The sequence below is a fragment of the Thermodesulfobacteriota bacterium genome, from assembly GCA_035559815.1.
GTDB lineage: Bacteria > Desulfobacterota_D > UBA1144 > Nemesobacterales > CSP1-2 > DATMAT01.
In genome coordinates this window covers 83692-100418 of the sequence record DATMAT010000029.1, presented here as the reverse complement: position 1 = coordinate 100418, position 16727 = coordinate 83692, and the positions used below count along the sequence as shown (strand labels likewise).

General features: G+C 46.7%; 16 protein-coding genes. 8 read left to right on the top strand and 8 right to left on the bottom strand.

Features of this window, described 5'->3' with window-relative positions; all coding sequences use genetic code 11:
* Window positions 1–140: 140 nt before the first annotated feature.
* Window positions 141–1118 carry a sulfotransferase gene (locus tag VNN20_08715; protein HWP92263.1) on the bottom strand — a complete coding sequence of 326 codons (978 nt, stop codon included), beginning with the start codon at window positions 1116–1118 and terminating at the stop codon, window positions 141–143.
* 135 nt (window positions 1119–1253) lie between these two features.
* Here VNN20_08715 and VNN20_08710 point away from each other — a divergent pair, with 135 nt between their 5' ends.
* From VNN20_08710 to VNN20_08675, 8 genes are all read left to right on the top strand, one after another.
* Entirely contained in the window at window positions 1254–2054 is an 801-nt protein-coding gene (locus tag VNN20_08710; protein HWP92262.1) for a sulfotransferase domain-containing protein, read from the top strand.
* 339 nt (window positions 2055–2393) lie between these two features.
* Window positions 2394–3005 (top strand): phosphoribosylanthranilate isomerase, encoded by a 612-nt coding sequence (locus tag VNN20_08705; protein HWP92261.1) that lies wholly within the window; start codon window positions 2394–2396, stop codon window positions 3003–3005.
* Window positions 2995–4188 carry a tryptophan synthase subunit beta gene (gene trpB, locus VNN20_08700; protein ID HWP92260.1) on the top strand — a complete coding sequence of 398 codons (1194 nt, stop codon included), beginning with the start codon at window positions 2995–2997 and terminating at the stop codon, window positions 4186–4188. The genes VNN20_08705 and trpB overlap by 11 nt, the downstream gene beginning before the upstream one ends.
* Before the next feature lie 260 nt (window positions 4189–4448).
* Window positions 4449–5264 (top strand): tryptophan synthase subunit alpha, encoded by an 816-nt coding sequence (gene trpA / locus VNN20_08695; GenBank protein ID HWP92259.1) that lies wholly within the window; start codon window positions 4449–4451, stop codon window positions 5262–5264.
* A gap of 45 nt (window positions 5265–5309) precedes the next feature.
* Entirely contained in the window at window positions 5310–6623 is a 1314-nt protein-coding gene (locus tag VNN20_08690) for a DHH family phosphoesterase (protein HWP92258.1), read from the top strand.
* Window positions 6624–6816: 193 nt separating this feature from the next.
* On the top strand, window positions 6817–7854 hold the full coding sequence (argC, locus tag VNN20_08685) for an N-acetyl-gamma-glutamyl-phosphate reductase (GenBank protein HWP92257.1): 1038 nt from the start codon (window positions 6817–6819) through the stop codon (window positions 7852–7854).
* 60 nt (window positions 7855–7914) lie between these two features.
* Window positions 7915–9387, top strand: coding sequence for a class I adenylate-forming enzyme family protein (locus tag VNN20_08680; protein HWP92256.1), 1473 nt, complete (start codon window positions 7915–7917; stop codon window positions 9385–9387).
* A gap of 367 nt (window positions 9388–9754) precedes the next feature.
* Window positions 9755–10021, top strand: coding sequence for an acyl carrier protein (locus VNN20_08675; GenBank protein HWP92255.1), 267 nt, complete (start codon window positions 9755–9757; stop codon window positions 10019–10021).
* An 11-nt stretch (window positions 10022–10032) separates the two neighbouring features.
* On the opposite strand, the gene VNN20_08670 is transcribed toward VNN20_08675, so the two are convergent.
* The 7 genes from VNN20_08670 to VNN20_08640 form a co-directional block, all read right to left on the bottom strand.
* Window positions 10033–10758, bottom strand: coding sequence for a MerR family transcriptional regulator (locus tag VNN20_08670; protein ID HWP92254.1), 726 nt, complete (start codon window positions 10756–10758; stop codon window positions 10033–10035).
* Between the two features lie 213 nt (window positions 10759–10971).
* Window positions 10972–11274 carry a Dabb family protein gene (locus VNN20_08665; GenBank protein HWP92253.1) on the bottom strand — a complete coding sequence of 101 codons (303 nt, stop codon included), beginning with the start codon at window positions 11272–11274 and terminating at the stop codon, window positions 10972–10974.
* Between the two features lie 180 nt (window positions 11275–11454).
* Window positions 11455–11592: a hypothetical protein gene (locus VNN20_08660; GenBank protein ID HWP92252.1), complete on the bottom strand. Its 138-nt coding sequence runs from the start codon at window positions 11590–11592 to the stop codon at window positions 11455–11457.
* A gap of 125 nt (window positions 11593–11717) precedes the next feature.
* Window positions 11718–12146: a methyltransferase gene (locus VNN20_08655; protein HWP92251.1), complete on the bottom strand. Its 429-nt coding sequence runs from the start codon at window positions 12144–12146 to the stop codon at window positions 11718–11720.
* A 107-nt stretch (window positions 12147–12253) separates the two neighbouring features.
* Entirely contained in the window at window positions 12254–14752 is a 2499-nt protein-coding gene (locus tag VNN20_08650) for a mannose-1-phosphate guanyltransferase (protein ID HWP92250.1), read from the bottom strand.
* Window positions 14749–15117, bottom strand: coding sequence for a response regulator (locus VNN20_08645; protein ID HWP92249.1), 369 nt, complete (start codon window positions 15115–15117; stop codon window positions 14749–14751). Before VNN20_08645 ends, VNN20_08650 begins: the two co-directional genes overlap by 4 nt.
* Window positions 15092–16726, bottom strand: coding sequence for an ATP-binding protein (locus VNN20_08640; GenBank protein ID HWP92248.1), 1635 nt, complete (start codon window positions 16724–16726; stop codon window positions 15092–15094). Before VNN20_08640 ends, VNN20_08645 begins: the two co-directional genes overlap by 26 nt.
* Window position 16727 lies beyond the last annotated feature (1 nt).

Genomic DNA, 16727 nt, shown 5'->3' with positions numbered 1-16727 from the left:
CAAACATAGAACCGGTGAAATGGTAACGCAGCTTAATTAACATGAATCAAAAGAATCTCATATCTTAATTTGCCTAACCTGATGAATACGACAAGTAAAGGTAAAGGAGTTTATCTTCTGTGATGGGAAAAACGGGACAGTTAACCCTCCCCACCCTTGCCTTTACTCTTCAGCCTCATCTTAACATTGACTTTTTGAACCCTAACGTTATATCGAATTTTATTAATGATACCTCCCATTAGCATTTCCCTAATACCCCAAACTAGCTCTTCCATCCTAGTCATAGACCTTGCTTTCAGCCCAAACTTGGGGGCATATCCTAGATAACTAAGCAAGTCTTTGGTTAGCGCCTCGAATACTTCAATTTCACGAGCTGTCAATGCTTTTTCCCAAGCATTTATGCGTTCGACATCAGGAAGCTTTCCAATAAGAACATGTTGTCCTGAGGCGTACTCCGGTACGATAAAATTATCGGCCTTGACCATCCCATCCTGATAATCAATATCCAGCCAACTACAAAGCTTTTTCAAGGTTATTTCTGGATTTTTGACCAATTCCTCGTATGTAATTCGCATGACCCGTTTTCCTCCCCCGAAAGACTCGGCAGCGAGGCCATAAGCTACTCTTTCTATCCAGAAATAAGCCGCCTTACTTATCGTATTTGGCCCCCAATCCAATGGCATGATGGATGCCGCTACCGCCCTCCCATCCCTGACAATATGAATCAGTCTCGCCTCGGGAAAGAGCTCAAATAACGTGGCGGCATGTCGTATATTTGAGGGTGTATGATCAACCCACATTCTATGATGTAATTTGCCCTGTTTCTCACCATACTTTCTGACAATCCACTCAATTAATCCCGGATAGGAGGATCCAATTTCCGATAGTGGAACTGAGCCTAAATCGATATCGAAGCCCAGCTTGAATCGCCAGTGGCTTTTAATCTTATTAATCGTGTACATTATATCATTGTCCTTATTGTTTCGATAAGAATAGTGAAGTGCGTCGATCTTAAATTGGGACTCGGGAACACACAAACATTCGCTATGGGAACCAAGCATGGCCCCCAGAAGGGTTGTACCGCTTCTACTACATCCCCCGATAAATATTGGTCTCAACTGTGATTGATCACCTTAATCATTTTGTTCTTCTCGAACTATTGCACGAACATCCGTTCTATATCCTTGACAATCCGTACATATCTCTATAGCTTTTCATTTTACCTCTGATTAACGCCTCGTAAAATGGCACCAATGGCTTTAAACGTTGCTAAACAGGTCTGCAGCTACCTCGTAGCGCAATATAAGCACCTCAAAACAGATGCATATCTAATATCCTATCCAAAAAGCGGAAGGACTTGGTTAAGGGTATTGATAGGGAAAATACTGTGTGAGCAGTTTAAGCTTCCTGATGAAATCATGCTTGATACGTACAAAGTAACGACCGCTGCCTCCGGAATTCTCCGCACCCAATTAACACATGACCGTTCCTCGATGAATGAAGGACTTAGATATTTTGAATTGCCCACGGACAAGAGAAAGTACGCTGGTAAAAAGGTGATTTTGTTGACCCGGAATATCAAGGATGCGCTGGTTTCATGCTATTTTCAGGCTACAAAGAGGATTGGCAAGTATAATGGAAATATCTCCGAATTCATCCGCAGCGACCGATATGGTGTTAAGAAAATTATAACCTTCTATAATACTTGGCACCAGAATAGGGGCGTTCCCAAAGAATTCCTACACCTGAAATATGAAGATATGCATAATAATCCGGAAGAGGTCCTGTATCAAACTATGCGCTTTTTAGGTCTCTACCAAGTTGAGGAAAATCTAATAAGAGAGGCCGTACAATTCGCCAGTTTTGATAACATGAAAGTAATGGAAAAAGAATTCTTGTTTAAACAGAGATCAATGCGGCCAGCAAACGTTAGCGATGACGAGAGCTTTAAGGTCAGGAAAGGCGTGGTGGGGGGATATACTTCCTACTTGAGCCAAGATGACCTAGATTTCATCGACAAGGTAAAGCGGGAAATGGGTTATCCTTTCGAATAGATGGTTTTCACATGAGTAATAGGCCAATGCTATGCCCGAAAGGGCAGTTCATAATAAACAGATAAAACTAGCGTATGGGAATATGAGCGTGTGGGCGTTGGGCGCCAAAAAAATGCAGCTCGTAATAAACAGATAACACGGACCTCTGTTCTTAGAACATACTGAAATCATTAATAAATTTTAATATCATATTGAAAATATCTGTGCATTTGGTCATTAGGAATTCCGTTAAGATAGTTTTATTGACCGCCCTTGCCCCCGACCAAGACATACCATTCCCCCTATGGCATTCTTAAGCCCGTGTATAGAGTCTTAACTTTGGTATAATTACTTATCCCAATGACCAAGATCAAGATTTGCGGGATTACCAATATCGAGGATGCTTTTTTAGCCATAGATTCGGGGGCGGACGCCCTGGGGTTTGTATTTTACAGGGGGAGCAAACGGTATATAGACCCGGAGAGCGCCAATAACATCATCTCGAACCTGCCTCCGTTCATCACAACGGTGGGAATATTCGTAAACCAGGGGTTGGACGAGATCAATTATACTAAAGAGAAGGCAGGATTTGACACCATCCAGCTTCACGGTGACGAGCCCCCTGACTTTTGTAAAAACTTCACCAGGGTAATTAAAGCAATTAGAGTAAAAGAAAACATCGACCTTAAACTCATCGAATCTTATCCGGTTAAAGTAGTACTCTTTGACACCTTCTCCGAAGAGAGCTACGGGGGGACCGGTAGAAGCTTTGGGTGGGTCGCCCTCAAAGACTTAAACACGTCCAAAAGAATAATCCTTTCCGGCGGGCTCACTCCCGAAAACGTCTTTCAGGCCATTAGAATTGTGCATCCATATGCGGTTGACGTTAGCACTGGCGTCGAGGACTATCCCGGAAAAAAGAACCCAGAAAAGCTAAAAAAATTTGTAGAGGCGGTTAGAAATGAAGACTAAATTGAAACTCCCCGACGAGAGGGGACGATTTGGAGCATACGGTGGAAGATACGTTTCTGAAACACTTATGCCCGCACTTCTGGAGTTGGAGAGGGCATACCTGGAAATAAAAGACGACCGGAAGTTTCGAGCGGAGCTGGATCATTACCTTAAAGAATATGCAGGCCGGCCCACCCCGCTCTATTTCGCCGAGAGAATGACCAAGGAATGTGGAGGGGCAAAGATCTATCTAAAGCGAGAAGACCTCGCTCATACCGGTGCACACAAGATAAACAACACCATAGGCCAGGCCCTCCTTGCCTCCCGCATGAACAAGAAGAGGATTATCGCAGAAACCGGTGCAGGGCAGCACGGCGTCGCTACGGCCACAGTCGCCGCACTATTCCAAATGGAATGCGAGATATTCATGGGACTGGAAGACACCAAGAGACAGGCCCTTAACGTGTTTCGCATGAAGCTACTGGGGGCAAAGCTGAGAGAGGTATCCTCCGGGACTAAGACCTTGAAAGACGCCATGAATGAAGCCATGAGGGATTGGATTACCAACGTGAGGACAACCTTCTACATAATAGGAAGCGTAGCCGGACCCCATCCCTATCCCATGATGGTGAGGGATTTTCAGTCCATAATTGGGGAGGAGGCCAAAGAACAGATCCTCCAGAAAGAGGGAAGGCTTCCCCACCATCTAATAGCATGTGTCGGAGGCGGCTCAAATGCTATGGGGCTCTTTTATCCTTTTCTAGAAGATGAAAGCGTGAGGATGACCGGGGTCGAAGCAGCGGGAGAGGGGCTAAAGACCGGCCTGCATGCGGCCAGCATCTCTGCCGGAAAGCCCGGGGTTCTTCACGGCAGTAAAACCTACTTGCTCCAGGATGATGACGGACAGGTAAAAGGCACCCATTCGATTGCTCCGGGGTTAGATTACCCGGGGGTAGGCCCGGAGCACTCTTTTCTCAAGGACTCTGGCCGCGTCTTCTACACATCGGTTACGGACAAAGAGGCGCTAGAAGGGTTTAAATTCCTATCCCAGACCGAGGGGATAATACCGGCGCTTGAATCCGCCCACGCCTTGGCCTACGCGGCTAAAATAGCCCCTCAGATGCCCAGGGATTCAATTATAATAATCTGCCTTTCCGGGCGCGGGGACAAGGATATCCAGGCAGTAGCCAACATACTGAAGTAAATACCAAATTGAGAAAAAAATAGGGTCACAAGCCTCAATATCACCCAAAAGAATGATTCCGCCGCCAGTCCTTGACTTTAATTTGGAAACGGTTAGATTGTCTAAAAATATGGTCCCGGCAAATGTGTAACTTTTCATACACAACTGAAACTCTCCTTCCAGAAGAGCAAGCAGAAAATGAGAGTAGGTGTATCCCTTTTCAAAGAAAAGGGGCATTATTCCGCTCCACTACTTAGGTCTACTTTTTAACAAATAATGAGATGAGGATAGAGAGTAAGTTTAAAGAACTGAGAGAAAAGGGAAAAGCGGCTTTGGTCACCTACATAACCGCGGGTGACCCTTCCTTGGAATGCACTCCGTATATAGTTTCTAAGCTCGAAGAAAGCGGTGCAGACATAATTGAGCTTGGCGTCCCTTTTTCGGACCCCATGGCCGACGGGCCAACCATACAACTGGCCTCGGAAAGGGCGTTACAAAATGGAACGACCGTTAGGGGCGTCCTGAACGTGGTAAGAAAGGTCCGGGAGCATTCCAACGTTCCGATCATACTCTTCGGCTATTACAACCCGTTTCTGGCATACGGCCTTGAAAAATTTTCTATCGATGCACGCGATGCCGGCGTGGACGGTGTGCTTGTAGTCGACCTTCCTCCGGAAGAAGCGGACGAGTTTAAGGTACACGCGGACAAGGCCGGACTTAACCTGGTGTTTCTTCTGGCTCCTACTAGCACTGCCGATAGAATAAAACTGGTCTCGGATAATGCCAGCGGCTTTGTGTATCTGGTTTCTGTAACCGGGGTTACCGGAGCCAGACCGGAGATGAGTTACTCGCTCGAAGCTCTCGTCCAGGAAATAAAAAAATACACCCGGCTCCCTGTGGGCATTGGTTTTGGCGTCTCGACCCCGGAGCAGGCAAACAGGATTGCCCGGTTTGCCGATGCAGTGATTGTGGGAAGCGCTCTGGTAAGGATAATAGAGAAGCATGGGCATAGTAGAGAAAAACTGCTGGAAGAAACCTCTCTCTTCATCAGAAGCTTGAGCGAGGCTTGCAAAAGAAACGAGAGATATAGTCAGTAATTCAAGAAACTAAACTTACTCCGGACTCAAAGCATGCAGAGGGAATTGAGTAGGTATTTATTCATTGGGGATTTTGACTCGCTCCTTCTCGGACTATTCTCAAAAAGGGGAGAGGTCATCTGGGTAAGCTCGCTGGAAGAAGCCTTAAACCAGACCGGTAATTTCAGCGTGATCATGATCGAGAAAAAGACTTTCTCCTCGGATATTTCCAAAGAGCTTTCCATACATTACCCACAGACACCCATAATTGTCAGCAATGGAGACAGGCCAGACGAGCCGCCTCCTTCGGTGCGGTTTGTACCATTCCATAAAATCCTCACCAGCGAGATAGCCAAGGAAGAAAGACTGGCCAAGACAGAGCTTAGGGTGGAGGAACTGAGGCGTGTTCATGGCGAGGCCAAGAGGATGTTGATTCTTTTACACGACCATCCCGACCCTGATTCTATCGCCAGCGCCCTGGCTTTGAGGACCTTGCTTAAACGAAATCGCCAGACTGCATTGATCGGACATCTGGGAGAGAGGATTTCCCGCCCGGAAAACGTGGCCATGATAGAGCTACTGGAAATCGACCTCGAAGAACTAGACCACAAAGAGCTAAAAGGGTTTGACTCCATCGCCCTCGTCGATGTACAGCCGCCCTACTTTGGCGACCTTCTTCCGGAGGTGGATACGGTAATCGACCACCATCCTCAAGTAGGCTCCTACAAAGCGCGTTTTTCCGAGATAAAAGCAGAGGAAGGAGCAACCTCTACCATACTGACAAAGTATCTCCGCGCCGCTCAGGTGGATATCTCGGAAAGGCTGGCCACGGCTCTTCTATATGGAATAAAAACGGACACCATATCGTTAAACCGGGATGCCAACAGGGACGATATAGAAGCCTTTACCTATCTTTACCCCCATGCCAATCTGGCACTCCTCAGGCGTATCGAGAGGGCAGAGATGCCTCCCTCGGAGATCAAGTCGTTTGGCCAGGCACTTGCCGACCATTGGATACAGAACGGCGTGTTTTTTGTCAACCTGGGAAGGGTAGAGAGGGAATACCTGATCCCCAAGATGGCTGACTTCGGGATACAGGTAAAGGGAATCGAATGGTCCGTGGCCTTCGGCATCGTAAGCAAATCACACCTGGTAATCTCGGTAAGAAACGTCGGATACATTAAGAGCGCCGGCAGGCTGGTAAGAGACCTTTTCAAGGAAATCGGGAGCGCCGGCGGACACCGTTCTGCGGCTAAAGCGGTAATCTCTCTCCGAAAAGTCAGGAAAGCCATCGGCAAGGCCTCCCAAAGCCACATCAAAAAATGGGTTACCGACCTTTTCATCAAGGCTATCACGGAAAAGATAGGGGAAGAGAATTAACCAACCGACCCCCCTTCGTGTTTCCCCCTTTACTAAGAGGGGAATTAAAGAGGGGTTGCTTCTTCTTTATTCGTCATCGAAGTTCTTTGATTACCATCGGCCCAACTCCGACAACCAATCTATCACTTTGGACGAGTTTGTCATTATTGTTTACAACCAAGGAAGGATTGTTCAAAATCTAGATATAAAAGCGATGAAAATTAAGGTCGGAGTGCTAGGAGCTACAGGCTATACCGGGGCAGAGCTATTAAGGCTTCTGGTAAGCCACCCAGGAGTGGAAATATCCTGGCTTACCTCAGAGAAGTTTGCCGGAAAGAGGATATCGGAGGTTTTTCCGCAGTTTCGAAACCTGCTCCATTTAGAGTGTGTAAAAATTGCCAGGCTCGGCGGCCTTCACGAAGTCAACCTGGTATTCTCATGCCTTCCTCACGGCGCCTCCATGCATTTCGTAGCTAAGCTTCTTCAAACCGGGGCCCGTGTAATTGATTTCAGCGCCGATTTTAGGCTTAACCACCCTGATACCTATGAAAGGTGGTACAAAGTTAAACACAGCTCAAATAACCTGCTTAAAGAAGCCGTATACGGCCTTCCTGAGATTTTCAGAAAAGAAATAAGGGATGCTAAACTGGTGGCAAACCCCGGATGTTATGCCACGAGCGCCATTATGGGGCTCGCTCCCCTATTCTCGAAAGGCATGATAAAGGAAAATTCGGTGATTGTGGACTCGAAATCAGGACTGAGCGGCGGAGGAAGGGCGCCCTCCCTGGAGCATCATTTCTCCGAATCAAATGAAACGGCCTCTATTTATGGAGTCTCCGGGCATAACCAGAGGCCGGAGATGGAGCAAGAGCTTTCACGCTTGGCTGGAGAACCGGTTAACATCACCTTCATTCCCCACAGCATAGCCATAAACCGGGGTATGCTTACGACAATTTATGCCAGGTTGAAGGAAGCTAAAAGCTATGACCAAATCTTTGACCTATATAGTCAGTACTACGGTGGTCAACAGTTCGTCAGAATATATGAAAAAGGGCAATTCCCCTCTGTTAAAAACGTCCGTTTCTCTAACTTCTGTGATATCGGAATCGGGTTTCAAGACGATGTCTTCATAGCCGTCGTAGCACTCGATAACTTGGGAAAAGGCGCATCGGGCCAGGCGGTACAAGACATGAATATCATGTTTGATTTTCCGGAAGGTGAAGGTCTAAAATATCCAGGGATATATCCTTAGATTTTCATTGACTCTAAGGTAGGGGCGACCCGGCGGGTCGCCCCTACGGAATACTCGATAATGAAAACCGTGCCAGATTTATTCCTTTCAACCATAAAAAAACACTCCGACAGAACTGCTGTTGTGGAGGGCAATAAAAGAATCAGCTATAGAGCTCTCGACCATGCAGTAAGAAACCTATCTTCTTTCCTGGCCTCGCGAGGTATAGAAAAGGGTGACCGGGTTGCCCTCTTTCTTCCGAATTCGATTGAGTTCGTTGCCGGCTTCTTCGGCATAGCCAGCCTGGGTGCAACATCAGTTCCCATAAACGCCGTATACAAAGAAGAGGAAGTTAAATTTTATATTTCACACTCTTCAGCTAAACTCGTTTTGACTGAAGACAAACTAAGGCCGCTGGCCGAGAAGGCCGCACTCGAAACCGAAGCATCAGTCGTGGCAATAAAAGGAGATAAGACGGACTGGTTATATTCAGATAGTAATGCTCAATGTCCTGCCGAAGCTTTAATAAAACCCGAGGATGAGGCTATCTATCTATACTCCACCGGCTCTACAGGCAAGCCAAAGCGCGTATCCAGAACCCATTTTAACCTGATAGCTCTTGCCGATAACCATACCCAGACCGTAGGCTGGACCGAAAAAGACCGGATTCTTTTCACAGTGCCGATCTCCCACACATACGGATTTGGAAATTTCATCAGCGCGATAAAAGTTGGAGCATGTATATATGTCCTTCCAGAATTCAACAGAAACAGGGTAATCGACCTTATCGAGAAAGAATCCATCACCGTTTTTCCTGCCGTTCCTTTTATGCTCAATGTACTCGCCGAAACCTTCCTTCCCAGGCCCAGAGATTTTTCATCCCTTAAGCTGGTCATCTCCGCCGGAGCGCCCTTATCCGAAGAAACCTTCAACAAGTTCCACAACAAATTCGGCATTTATCCTAGACAGCTATACGGCTCCACGGAAACCGGCGTGATCTCCATTAACTTGAGCGACAACATAAAAGACAAGTTTAATTCGGTAGGACGTCCAGTTAAAAACGTCGAGGTCAGGGTCATAAAGGAAGACGGAAGTGCGGCAAAGGTGAACGAGACCGGGGAAATAACCGTAAAAAGTCCATCTATGACCAGCGGATATTACGGCCTGCCCGAGGAAACAGAAAAGGCATTCAGAAACGGATTCTACTTCACCGGCGATTTGGGAAGGATAGATGAGGAAGGCTATATATACATCACCGGACGAAAAAAGCTCTTCATAAACATCGGAGGCCATAAGGTAGACCCTCAGGAGGTAGAAAACGTATTACTAAGACATCCTCAGGTTAGAGAAGCGGTAGTGATAGGGGTAAAAGACGGTAAAGGAGAGGAGCTGGCAAAGGCGGTAATAGTAGCAAGTGAGAAGATAGAGGCTAAGGATATTTATGAATTCTGCCGAGGAAGGATTTCTGATTTCAAAATTCCCCGTATTATCGAATTCAGACAAGAGATTCCCAAAAGCCCCACCGGCAAGGTGCTGAGAGAGTATTTGAGGTAGTTGATAGTCTTAGTCAAGCTGTTCAACTACTTATGTTATGCGAATTTCACCCAATTACCAGTACTGAGTAGTGAGCTTGTCGAAGCGCTCATGGTTCGACGGAGTTTACCTTGAGCGTAGCCGAAAGGCTCACCATGATGGTTCGACTGCGCTCACCATGAAGGCAGAGCTAAAACTTACACCAACACCGTGCCCTTCACCCTGAGCGGAGACGAAGGGTGAACACTCCTTGCTTTAAATCATCCTTCGAGCCCCATCCGCAGGCTACAGGATGATTGGGTAAATGCTTGGAGAACGGCTTAGGGCATGGGCGCGTTTAGTGTGATAAAAGAGTTCTTGCTTCCAAATAGGTATAATTACAAACTAGATGAGCCAAGAGATCAAAAATAGGGTCAAAAAGGTTTTAATCAATAAATTCCTTCAGGACTTAAGACCAGAGTATATAAAAGACGATACCCCACTCATCGAGCTCGGTGTAGGGGTTGACTCCGTGGCTACGCTCGAACTTATAGTAGCACTGGAAGAAGAGTTTGAAATTGGCATCGACGAGAGCGAAATAAACCGGGAACTTCTCACAAACCTGACCAGTATTTCAGACTACATATCCGAGCGCATCCGGACAGGCTCTAGATAAAATCAAAAGGCTCAAGCCTTTCTCTTCCTTACCTCCCTCTCTCTCAGGTGAGTTTCCACTGATTTTATGAATTCCCTTCTCACCCGGTCGCTGGCTTTGCGAATAGGGGCCAGAACCATGTTCTCGTAGATCTCAGACGCAGTCGACTCCAACTTGGTATCACCGGTAGTGCGGGCAAGCCTGAGCATAGCTATTGAATTGTAGAATATCGATTTAAATAGTGCCCGCCTTGCCTCGTTTACTTTGAATTCTTCGAGCGCCTCCTGCGCTTCAAGAAGGGCGTAAAATCCAACGCCGCAAAATAGAGTAAGCAGCTTTTTTACCTCCTCTTGAGACATTCCCTCGATTATGTAAACTAGCGGCGCTTCGACTATTGACTCAAGCTCTTCCCTACTGCCGATGATATTGGCGAGCTGTTTTACCTTTTCGTCATCGGCCTTACTCAGAAGGTCCCTCAGAGCATCCCTTACGTATCCAAGGGCAAAGCTGTCCCGAATCTCATCTAGCGATAGCCCCTTGGATTTTAGTGCCTTTATTTGAGCGAGTTTGTCCAGAGCAGACTCTGGATAATAAAGCCTGGTTGCTTTTCCTCTCGTACCCTTGGCTTTCTTCCTTTTGGGTTTTGGGAATAGTCCGAGCCTTGTATAGAATCTGATTATACTCTTGGGGTCGCTGCCCAGGTCGATGTTTCTTTCTTTCGCTTTCTCGATAAGCTCTTCTAGTGTTATCTCTACCATAACCAAGATATTAAGCTTATCGTAAACCCTTTGTCAATCCATTTTCGACCAATGCTCGATAAAAGAGGAAAAAGATGTGATTTCGGCGAGTTATGCCTATTTACAGTTATTTGAAATACCTGAAGACAATTAATAAAAACGGGCGCTACCGAAAACCGTTTATCTCGGTTTGGTGCATACTTACCTAATCACCTGAAATAGAAAACGTCAAGCCTAAACCTCGTAATCAACCACCCTCCTCTCCAAACGCACTTCATTCACAAAGCTAACTATCTTCTGGTGTTCGGGATGCTTCTGGTAGGCTTCCAGGTCATTCAGGCTATCAAACTCTGAATATAGAACAACATCTGAGGCCGCTTCAGAATACTTTATGTTGATACCGACTTCGATGTGTTTTATCGCGCAAATTTTATCCCTAAGGGATTCAAGTTGTTCCTTTAGCTTTCTTGCATTTTCTTCTTTACCTACACCGTCGGCAGTCTCCTTAAGCCGCCACATTACTATGTGCTTTATCATATTTGTTCTCCCGTCGAGGATTTAGCAAGGCCGAGAAAATCGCCATGCTAAGCTCCCGTTATATTATCAGAAAAACACTGCTGTCTAAAATAATTAGAAACCAAAAATTCACACTAGTAAAACCAGGCCTTCAGATAGGAAAAAACGTCTTTTAAACTAGGTTCCCCTCCTTTGAGTTTGCTATGCAAGCGCCGTCCTAACCCTCTTCGTTGAAATATTCTTTGTACCCCTACTCACCCTTCGTCCTAGTTTATCCTGAGCCTGACGAAGGACTTCCTGGCAATGACCGGAATGAGGACGTTGTTTCTTACTAAGCACCGTCTTCCCTCCTCGTCATTGCGAGCGAAGCGAACCAATCTGTTATTTTGGACGGGTTTTCAGAAAGAATTTTGGCTGAAAACCCGAAGACGATTCCTCTGCCGCTATAAGGAATAAAGGATTAACTAAAACAAAAAGGGGATAAGCCTCTTCGTTCGTTTTTTATAGGAAGAATAATCGGTGAAATGACCGGAAAGAAGCTCTTCTTCGTAGCTAAGTTTGATTACAAGGTCAAAGAGTAAGATAAACCAGATAAAGAGCCTAAATTTCGAAAAGTGGTCGAGCACCAATGCAAGTGTCACCAAAAGAAGGGAGGAATACATGGGATGCCGGACATATTTGTAAGGACCTTCCGTAACCAGATTACTACCCTTCGGGACATCCGGAACGATGTTGAAGTGGCCGGGCCTCATTGTCCATACTGCCCAGACCCCGCTCAGTAAGCCCACTATTTCCAGGAAAAAATATGGCGAGTTTGAGGCAATCAAAGGGCCGGTCACGGCCAACATGACTAGGCAAACGAACTGGATTAAAACCAATGTAAGTGACTTCACGAGTCGGCTGCTTTCGCTATCTCCGCCATCAAACCTTCTTTAGCATGAACGTTAATTCGCTTAATGAACCCGGAAGAGCAGATTTCAGGCAGATTGCCTTATCCGGTTTAGCCTTTTACCCAATTCTCTATCTTCTCGGTGTACTCGCTCATGAGAAGGGAAGCCTGGTCAGGGGATTTTGCCTCGGTATACAGGTGAACAATCGACCTGTACTGATCCGGGAATATAAGAACCCAGGAGCCGTCAAAGGAAATTTTCACCCCGTCAAGAAATGTTGCATCCTTGCCAAGCGCCTCCTGGGAGGCCTTCCTCATCACCACGCCTTTTGATTCCCAGGGGCAGGGGACGGTGTGATGAAGGAAATTGACCCGAGGAATCCCTCTGGCCACCTCGGATAGTTTTACGTCAAGCTTGGCCATGAGCTCGAGCGTTTTCGCCAGGCTAAACATGCCGTCGTAGGCAATCTGAAACTCGCTGAATATAAACCGGCCGTCCGGGTAGCTGACTACTTTAACATCTCTATCCCTAACCGCTTCCGAAAGTGCTCTTATGCTGTTTTTGGTTCTTTTTACCTTGAACCCGTTTTCTCTGGCTACATCTTCAACGGGTGAAGGAATGAAAAGAGGAAGGGCAATGACGCCGGAATTCTCGGCCTTGATAATTAGCTGAAACACCAAGAAAAGTGAATCCATGTCCTTGTATATACGTCCGAGTTCATCCACCAAATATAGCCTCTCCGCCCAGGGGTCGAGCCAAAACCCGGCTGTTGCGCCGGTGGCCTTTACGATGTTTGAAAGAAGCCCGAGCGCTCGGTCCGGGTCGACCCCGCTTCCATGTTCAACAGTATATGCATTAAGGCTTATTACCTCGCACCCCAATTCACTGAGTATCGTAGAGAAGTATTCAGAAGACGGGCCAAACGAAAAGTCTACCACGATTCTAAATTTTTTTTCTTTTATAATCTCCCCCTTGATTGCGTTTACAAATCCCTCCTTGTAGTAGTCAACTATCCCGCTCTGGTCGGTAATCCTTCCAACCGCTCCTTCATAAACCCGGCGAAAGTCCTCCCGTTGAAATATTCTTTCAAAAGACTTCTCGAAGGATACAGACATCTCAAACCCGTTAGAATCGTAGAAAAGTATCTCGGTTACCTCCGGATTCTCCAGCGAGTATCTGAAGTAAACCCCTCCAACCTCACCAAAGGTCTGGAGCTTATAGCGGAGAATAGGAACGGGAATGGCCTTCAAATCCTTGACGTTGACCCCGGCGGAAAGAACACCGGCCACGAAAGCGCGTTTTATCATCCTGGGCGCGCGGTAAGTGTCCCTGCCCATCAAAACGGAGGAGCCTTTGGGTAGAAATGAGGCAAAGGCGGCACCCAGTTTTGCCGCAAACTCCGGGGTAAGCTCAAAGTTCGAGAGTCCGGTCACCTTTGATTCCTCGAATAGACTCCTTTTCCACCTTTCCCCCCAGATCAGGTTAGATGAAACTATGGCCCTGGATTCGACCTCCTTGCTCGGCCAGATCTTAACCCCCTCCCGTATAATCGCGCCGTCGCCGATCAAGCAGTTTTCAGACACTACCACCCCTGGTTCGATCTTTACCCCCTTTCCAATCTTCACGTTCGAGCATATCACACTGCCCTCGGTCTCAGAGTCCTCATCAATGTAGGTATTACTCCAGAGTATGCTACTTACTATCTTGGCACGTTGAAAAATTACCGAGTGGTCGCCGATAATCGAATCCTTTATCTGCGTTTTACCACTTATTTTTGTGCCCTCACCGATAATGACCGTTCCCAGAAGCTCTGCATCCTGAGCTATCTCTACGTCATTGCCGAGCCAGATGTCCTTACCGACGATATCTAACCTCCGGCCCGAGCCTTTCACCCTAACCTTACCGGCCAGGATATCCATATTAGCCTGGATGTAGGACGTAGCATCCCCCACGTCGCGCCAATAGCCTCTGAGTGAGTAACCGAAAAGCGGTTTCTCCTCGTTGAGTAGTCTCGGAAACAAGTCATGGCTGAAGTCAAAGGCCTGCTTCCCGGGAATAAAATCGAGAACCGCCGGGTCCATCACATAGATTCCGGCGTTTATCGAGTCGCTAAACACCTCGCCCCACCCCGGTTTTTCCAGGAATTTCACCACATTGCCCTCTTTATCGGTTATGACGATGCCAAATTGTAGTGGGTCCTTCACCGAGGTAAGCCCGATAGTTACCATGGCTTTTCTGCTCTTATGAAATTCAACCAAAGCACCCAAGTCAACATCGGTGAGAAGGTCGCCGCTGGTAATGATAAAGGGCTCGTCTCCCTTGAGATATTCAGACGCGAACTTGACCGCCCCGGCGGTTCCGTAATCCTCGGGCGGTATTACATGGGTTATTTTTACTCCGAACTTAACCCCATCCTGAAAGTAATTCCTTATAACCTCGGGCTGAAAATAGAGCAAAAATACGAGGTCATTTATGCCATGGTTTTTAAGAAGGTCGACTACGTGTTCCAGGATCGGTTTCCCGGCTAGCGGGAGCATAGGCTTGGGAAGAGAATAGGTCAGAGGCTTTATCCTTGTTCCAAAGCCCCCGGCTAAGACAACCGCTCTCATTCAGCTTTTCCCCTTTTAGTCAGAACTCTGTTTACCTCTCTCACCAACTCTTCCGGGTCGCTTGATTTTACGATATAGCTGTCGGCCAGCCAGGAGGTATAGTCGTTTTGGAAGGAGACATAGGCGGAACACAAGACCACCGGGATATCCGGGTATTCTCTGGTTATCCTTTGAAGAACGTCGAGGCCGCTTTCTGACCTTAGTTTAATATCCAATACAACGATATCCACCGGCTGATGACCGAGTATACCAAAGGCGTCTCTTGCCGATTCCGCCTCCAGTACCTCGTAGCCCTCCTCGCTCAACACCTCTTTATAAACGAGCCTTATGTTTGGCTCGTCATCCACTACCAAGATTCTTTTCATAATTAACCTCTTTTCCTAAAACCGGCAAGTTTATGACCACCTTGCACCCTTTTTCAATCTCGCATGAGACCACTATGTTACCTCCCATTTTCTCTATGATCTCCTTGGAGGTGTAGAGCCCGAGGCCGCTTCCAATGCTTTTGGTGGTGAAAAAGGGCTTGAATAGATTCCTCATCACCTCGTCCGAAATACCCGGTCCGGTATCTTTTATGGCAATGGAAACAAAGCCATTTTGTGCGGAAGTTTCTATGAAAAGTTCTCCACCCTCGGTCATTGCTTCCACCGCATTATTCACTATGTTCTCGATACAATTATAAAACTGATAATCGTTGCCTAAAACCGGTGGTATCTCCTTTGTGAGGTTTAGATGAAAGTTTATACCCTGAAGCTTCCCTTGGGTTTTCTTCTCCTGGTATAAGAGCTCGACTATTTTGTTGATATCGATAGGGGCATTATCCGAAATATATCTCGTTCTGATGAAATTCACAAAATCCTTGAGCGTCTTTTCTAGCTTATAGGCCTCCTCCAGAATAGAATCAGTGTACTTTGTGATCACCGAATCGGTTGTCCTTTTCTGTAAAACCCGGGCCAGTCCGGCTATGGCAATCACCGGGTTCTTGAAAGAATGAGTTAGTTGAAGCACCATCTCCCCGATAGATGCTTCCGCTCTAAGCTTCATTATGAGCTCCTGATGCTCTTTCAGTTTTAGGTTCGCCTCCTCCAGAGTCCCCACCTTTTCTTCGAGCTCCTCATAGGTCAGCCCCCTTTCCAGGGCTAGGGAAATCTCCGTGCCGAAAACCTCCATAGCCTTTAACTCCTCGTCTGACACCTCTTTTCTGGTGAGGAAATTATCGAGAAGTACAACCCCCAGAAGACGATTGAGATGAGAGAAAAAAGGAATCATCCAGAAAGGCGTGTCCCCATAAAAATCACGGAGCACCGGAGGAATCTTATCCTCCGGGGACACCCTCTGAATAGCCTCGGTCTCAAATGCCTTCTTGAAAAGTTCCTCATTAACGTCAAACTCCATTTTGTCCAGGATGTAGCTGAATTTTTCCTTTTCCCTCCTGAATATCTGCGGCGAGAATCTCAGGAGGTCGAGCACGGTAAGGTTCTTTTCCGATATTTCAGTCCATATCCTTACAGCCTCATCCATATTTCTAGGACCCAGCGCAAAATAACCCCGCAATTTCTTATTCCCGGAAAGAAGAACGATCGCTCGATTGAATCCGAAGCTTATTCCGGCGGTAAATGCCACCAGGCCCTTGTACAGTATCTCATCAACGTCCAGCACCAGTTTTAGCGAAGTGGAGAGGTGAACCAGCACATCGAACATCTCTTCTTTGATTTCTACTGACCTGCCGTAACTGTTTATCTTCTGCTCCTTTTTCAAGAACTCATCCAGAATCAGTGGGAAAACCTCAAACATAGCGCCTTTCTCGTCTGCCAGTTTTTTTAGGTCGCTCCTTAACTCATTACATTCGATACACTTTTCTCTGACCCGTCTTTCCAGGTCCCCGATAAGATATTCTTCTCCGGGTCTGATATAGGGACAAACCGAAGGGTCGTCTTTAATCATCCAGCAGTAATTTTCCCCAAACTTAGCCATT

What these genes read in the sequence shown, in the direction of transcription:
- VNN20_08705 (HWP92261.1), top strand. Translation starts at nt 2,394, where the DNA reads ATGACCAAGATCAAGATTTGCGGGATTACCAATATCGAGGATGCTTTT.
- VNN20_08670 (HWP92254.1), bottom strand. Translation starts at nt 10,758, where the DNA reads ATGGTAGAGATAACACTAGAAGAGCTTATCGAGAAAGCGAAAGAAAGA.
- trpB (HWP92260.1), top strand. Translation starts at nt 2,995, where the DNA reads ATGAAGACTAAATTGAAACTCCCCGACGAGAGGGGACGATTTGGAGCA.
- VNN20_08640 (HWP92248.1), bottom strand. Translation starts at nt 16,726, where the DNA reads ATGGCTAAGTTTGGGGAAAATTACTGCTGGATGATTAAAGACGACCCT.
- VNN20_08680 (HWP92256.1), top strand. Translation starts at nt 7,915, where the DNA reads ATGAAAACCGTGCCAGATTTATTCCTTTCAACCATAAAAAAACACTCC.
- argC (HWP92257.1), top strand. Translation starts at nt 6,817, where the DNA reads ATGAAAATTAAGGTCGGAGTGCTAGGAGCTACAGGCTATACCGGGGCA.
- VNN20_08675 (HWP92255.1), top strand. Translation starts at nt 9,755, where the DNA reads ATGAGCCAAGAGATCAAAAATAGGGTCAAAAAGGTTTTAATCAATAAA.
- VNN20_08710 (HWP92262.1), top strand. Translation starts at nt 1,254, where the DNA reads ATGGCTTTAAACGTTGCTAAACAGGTCTGCAGCTACCTCGTAGCGCAA.
- VNN20_08650 (HWP92250.1), bottom strand. Translation starts at nt 14,752, where the DNA reads ATGAGAGCGGTTGTCTTAGCCGGGGGCTTTGGAACAAGGATAAAGCCT.
- VNN20_08665 (HWP92253.1), bottom strand. Translation starts at nt 11,274, where the DNA reads ATGATAAAGCACATAGTAATGTGGCGGCTTAAGGAGACTGCCGACGGT.
- trpA (HWP92259.1), top strand. Translation starts at nt 4,449, where the DNA reads ATGAGGATAGAGAGTAAGTTTAAAGAACTGAGAGAAAAGGGAAAAGCG.
- VNN20_08645 (HWP92249.1), bottom strand. Translation starts at nt 15,117, where the DNA reads ATGAAAAGAATCTTGGTAGTGGATGACGAGCCAAACATAAGGCTCGTT.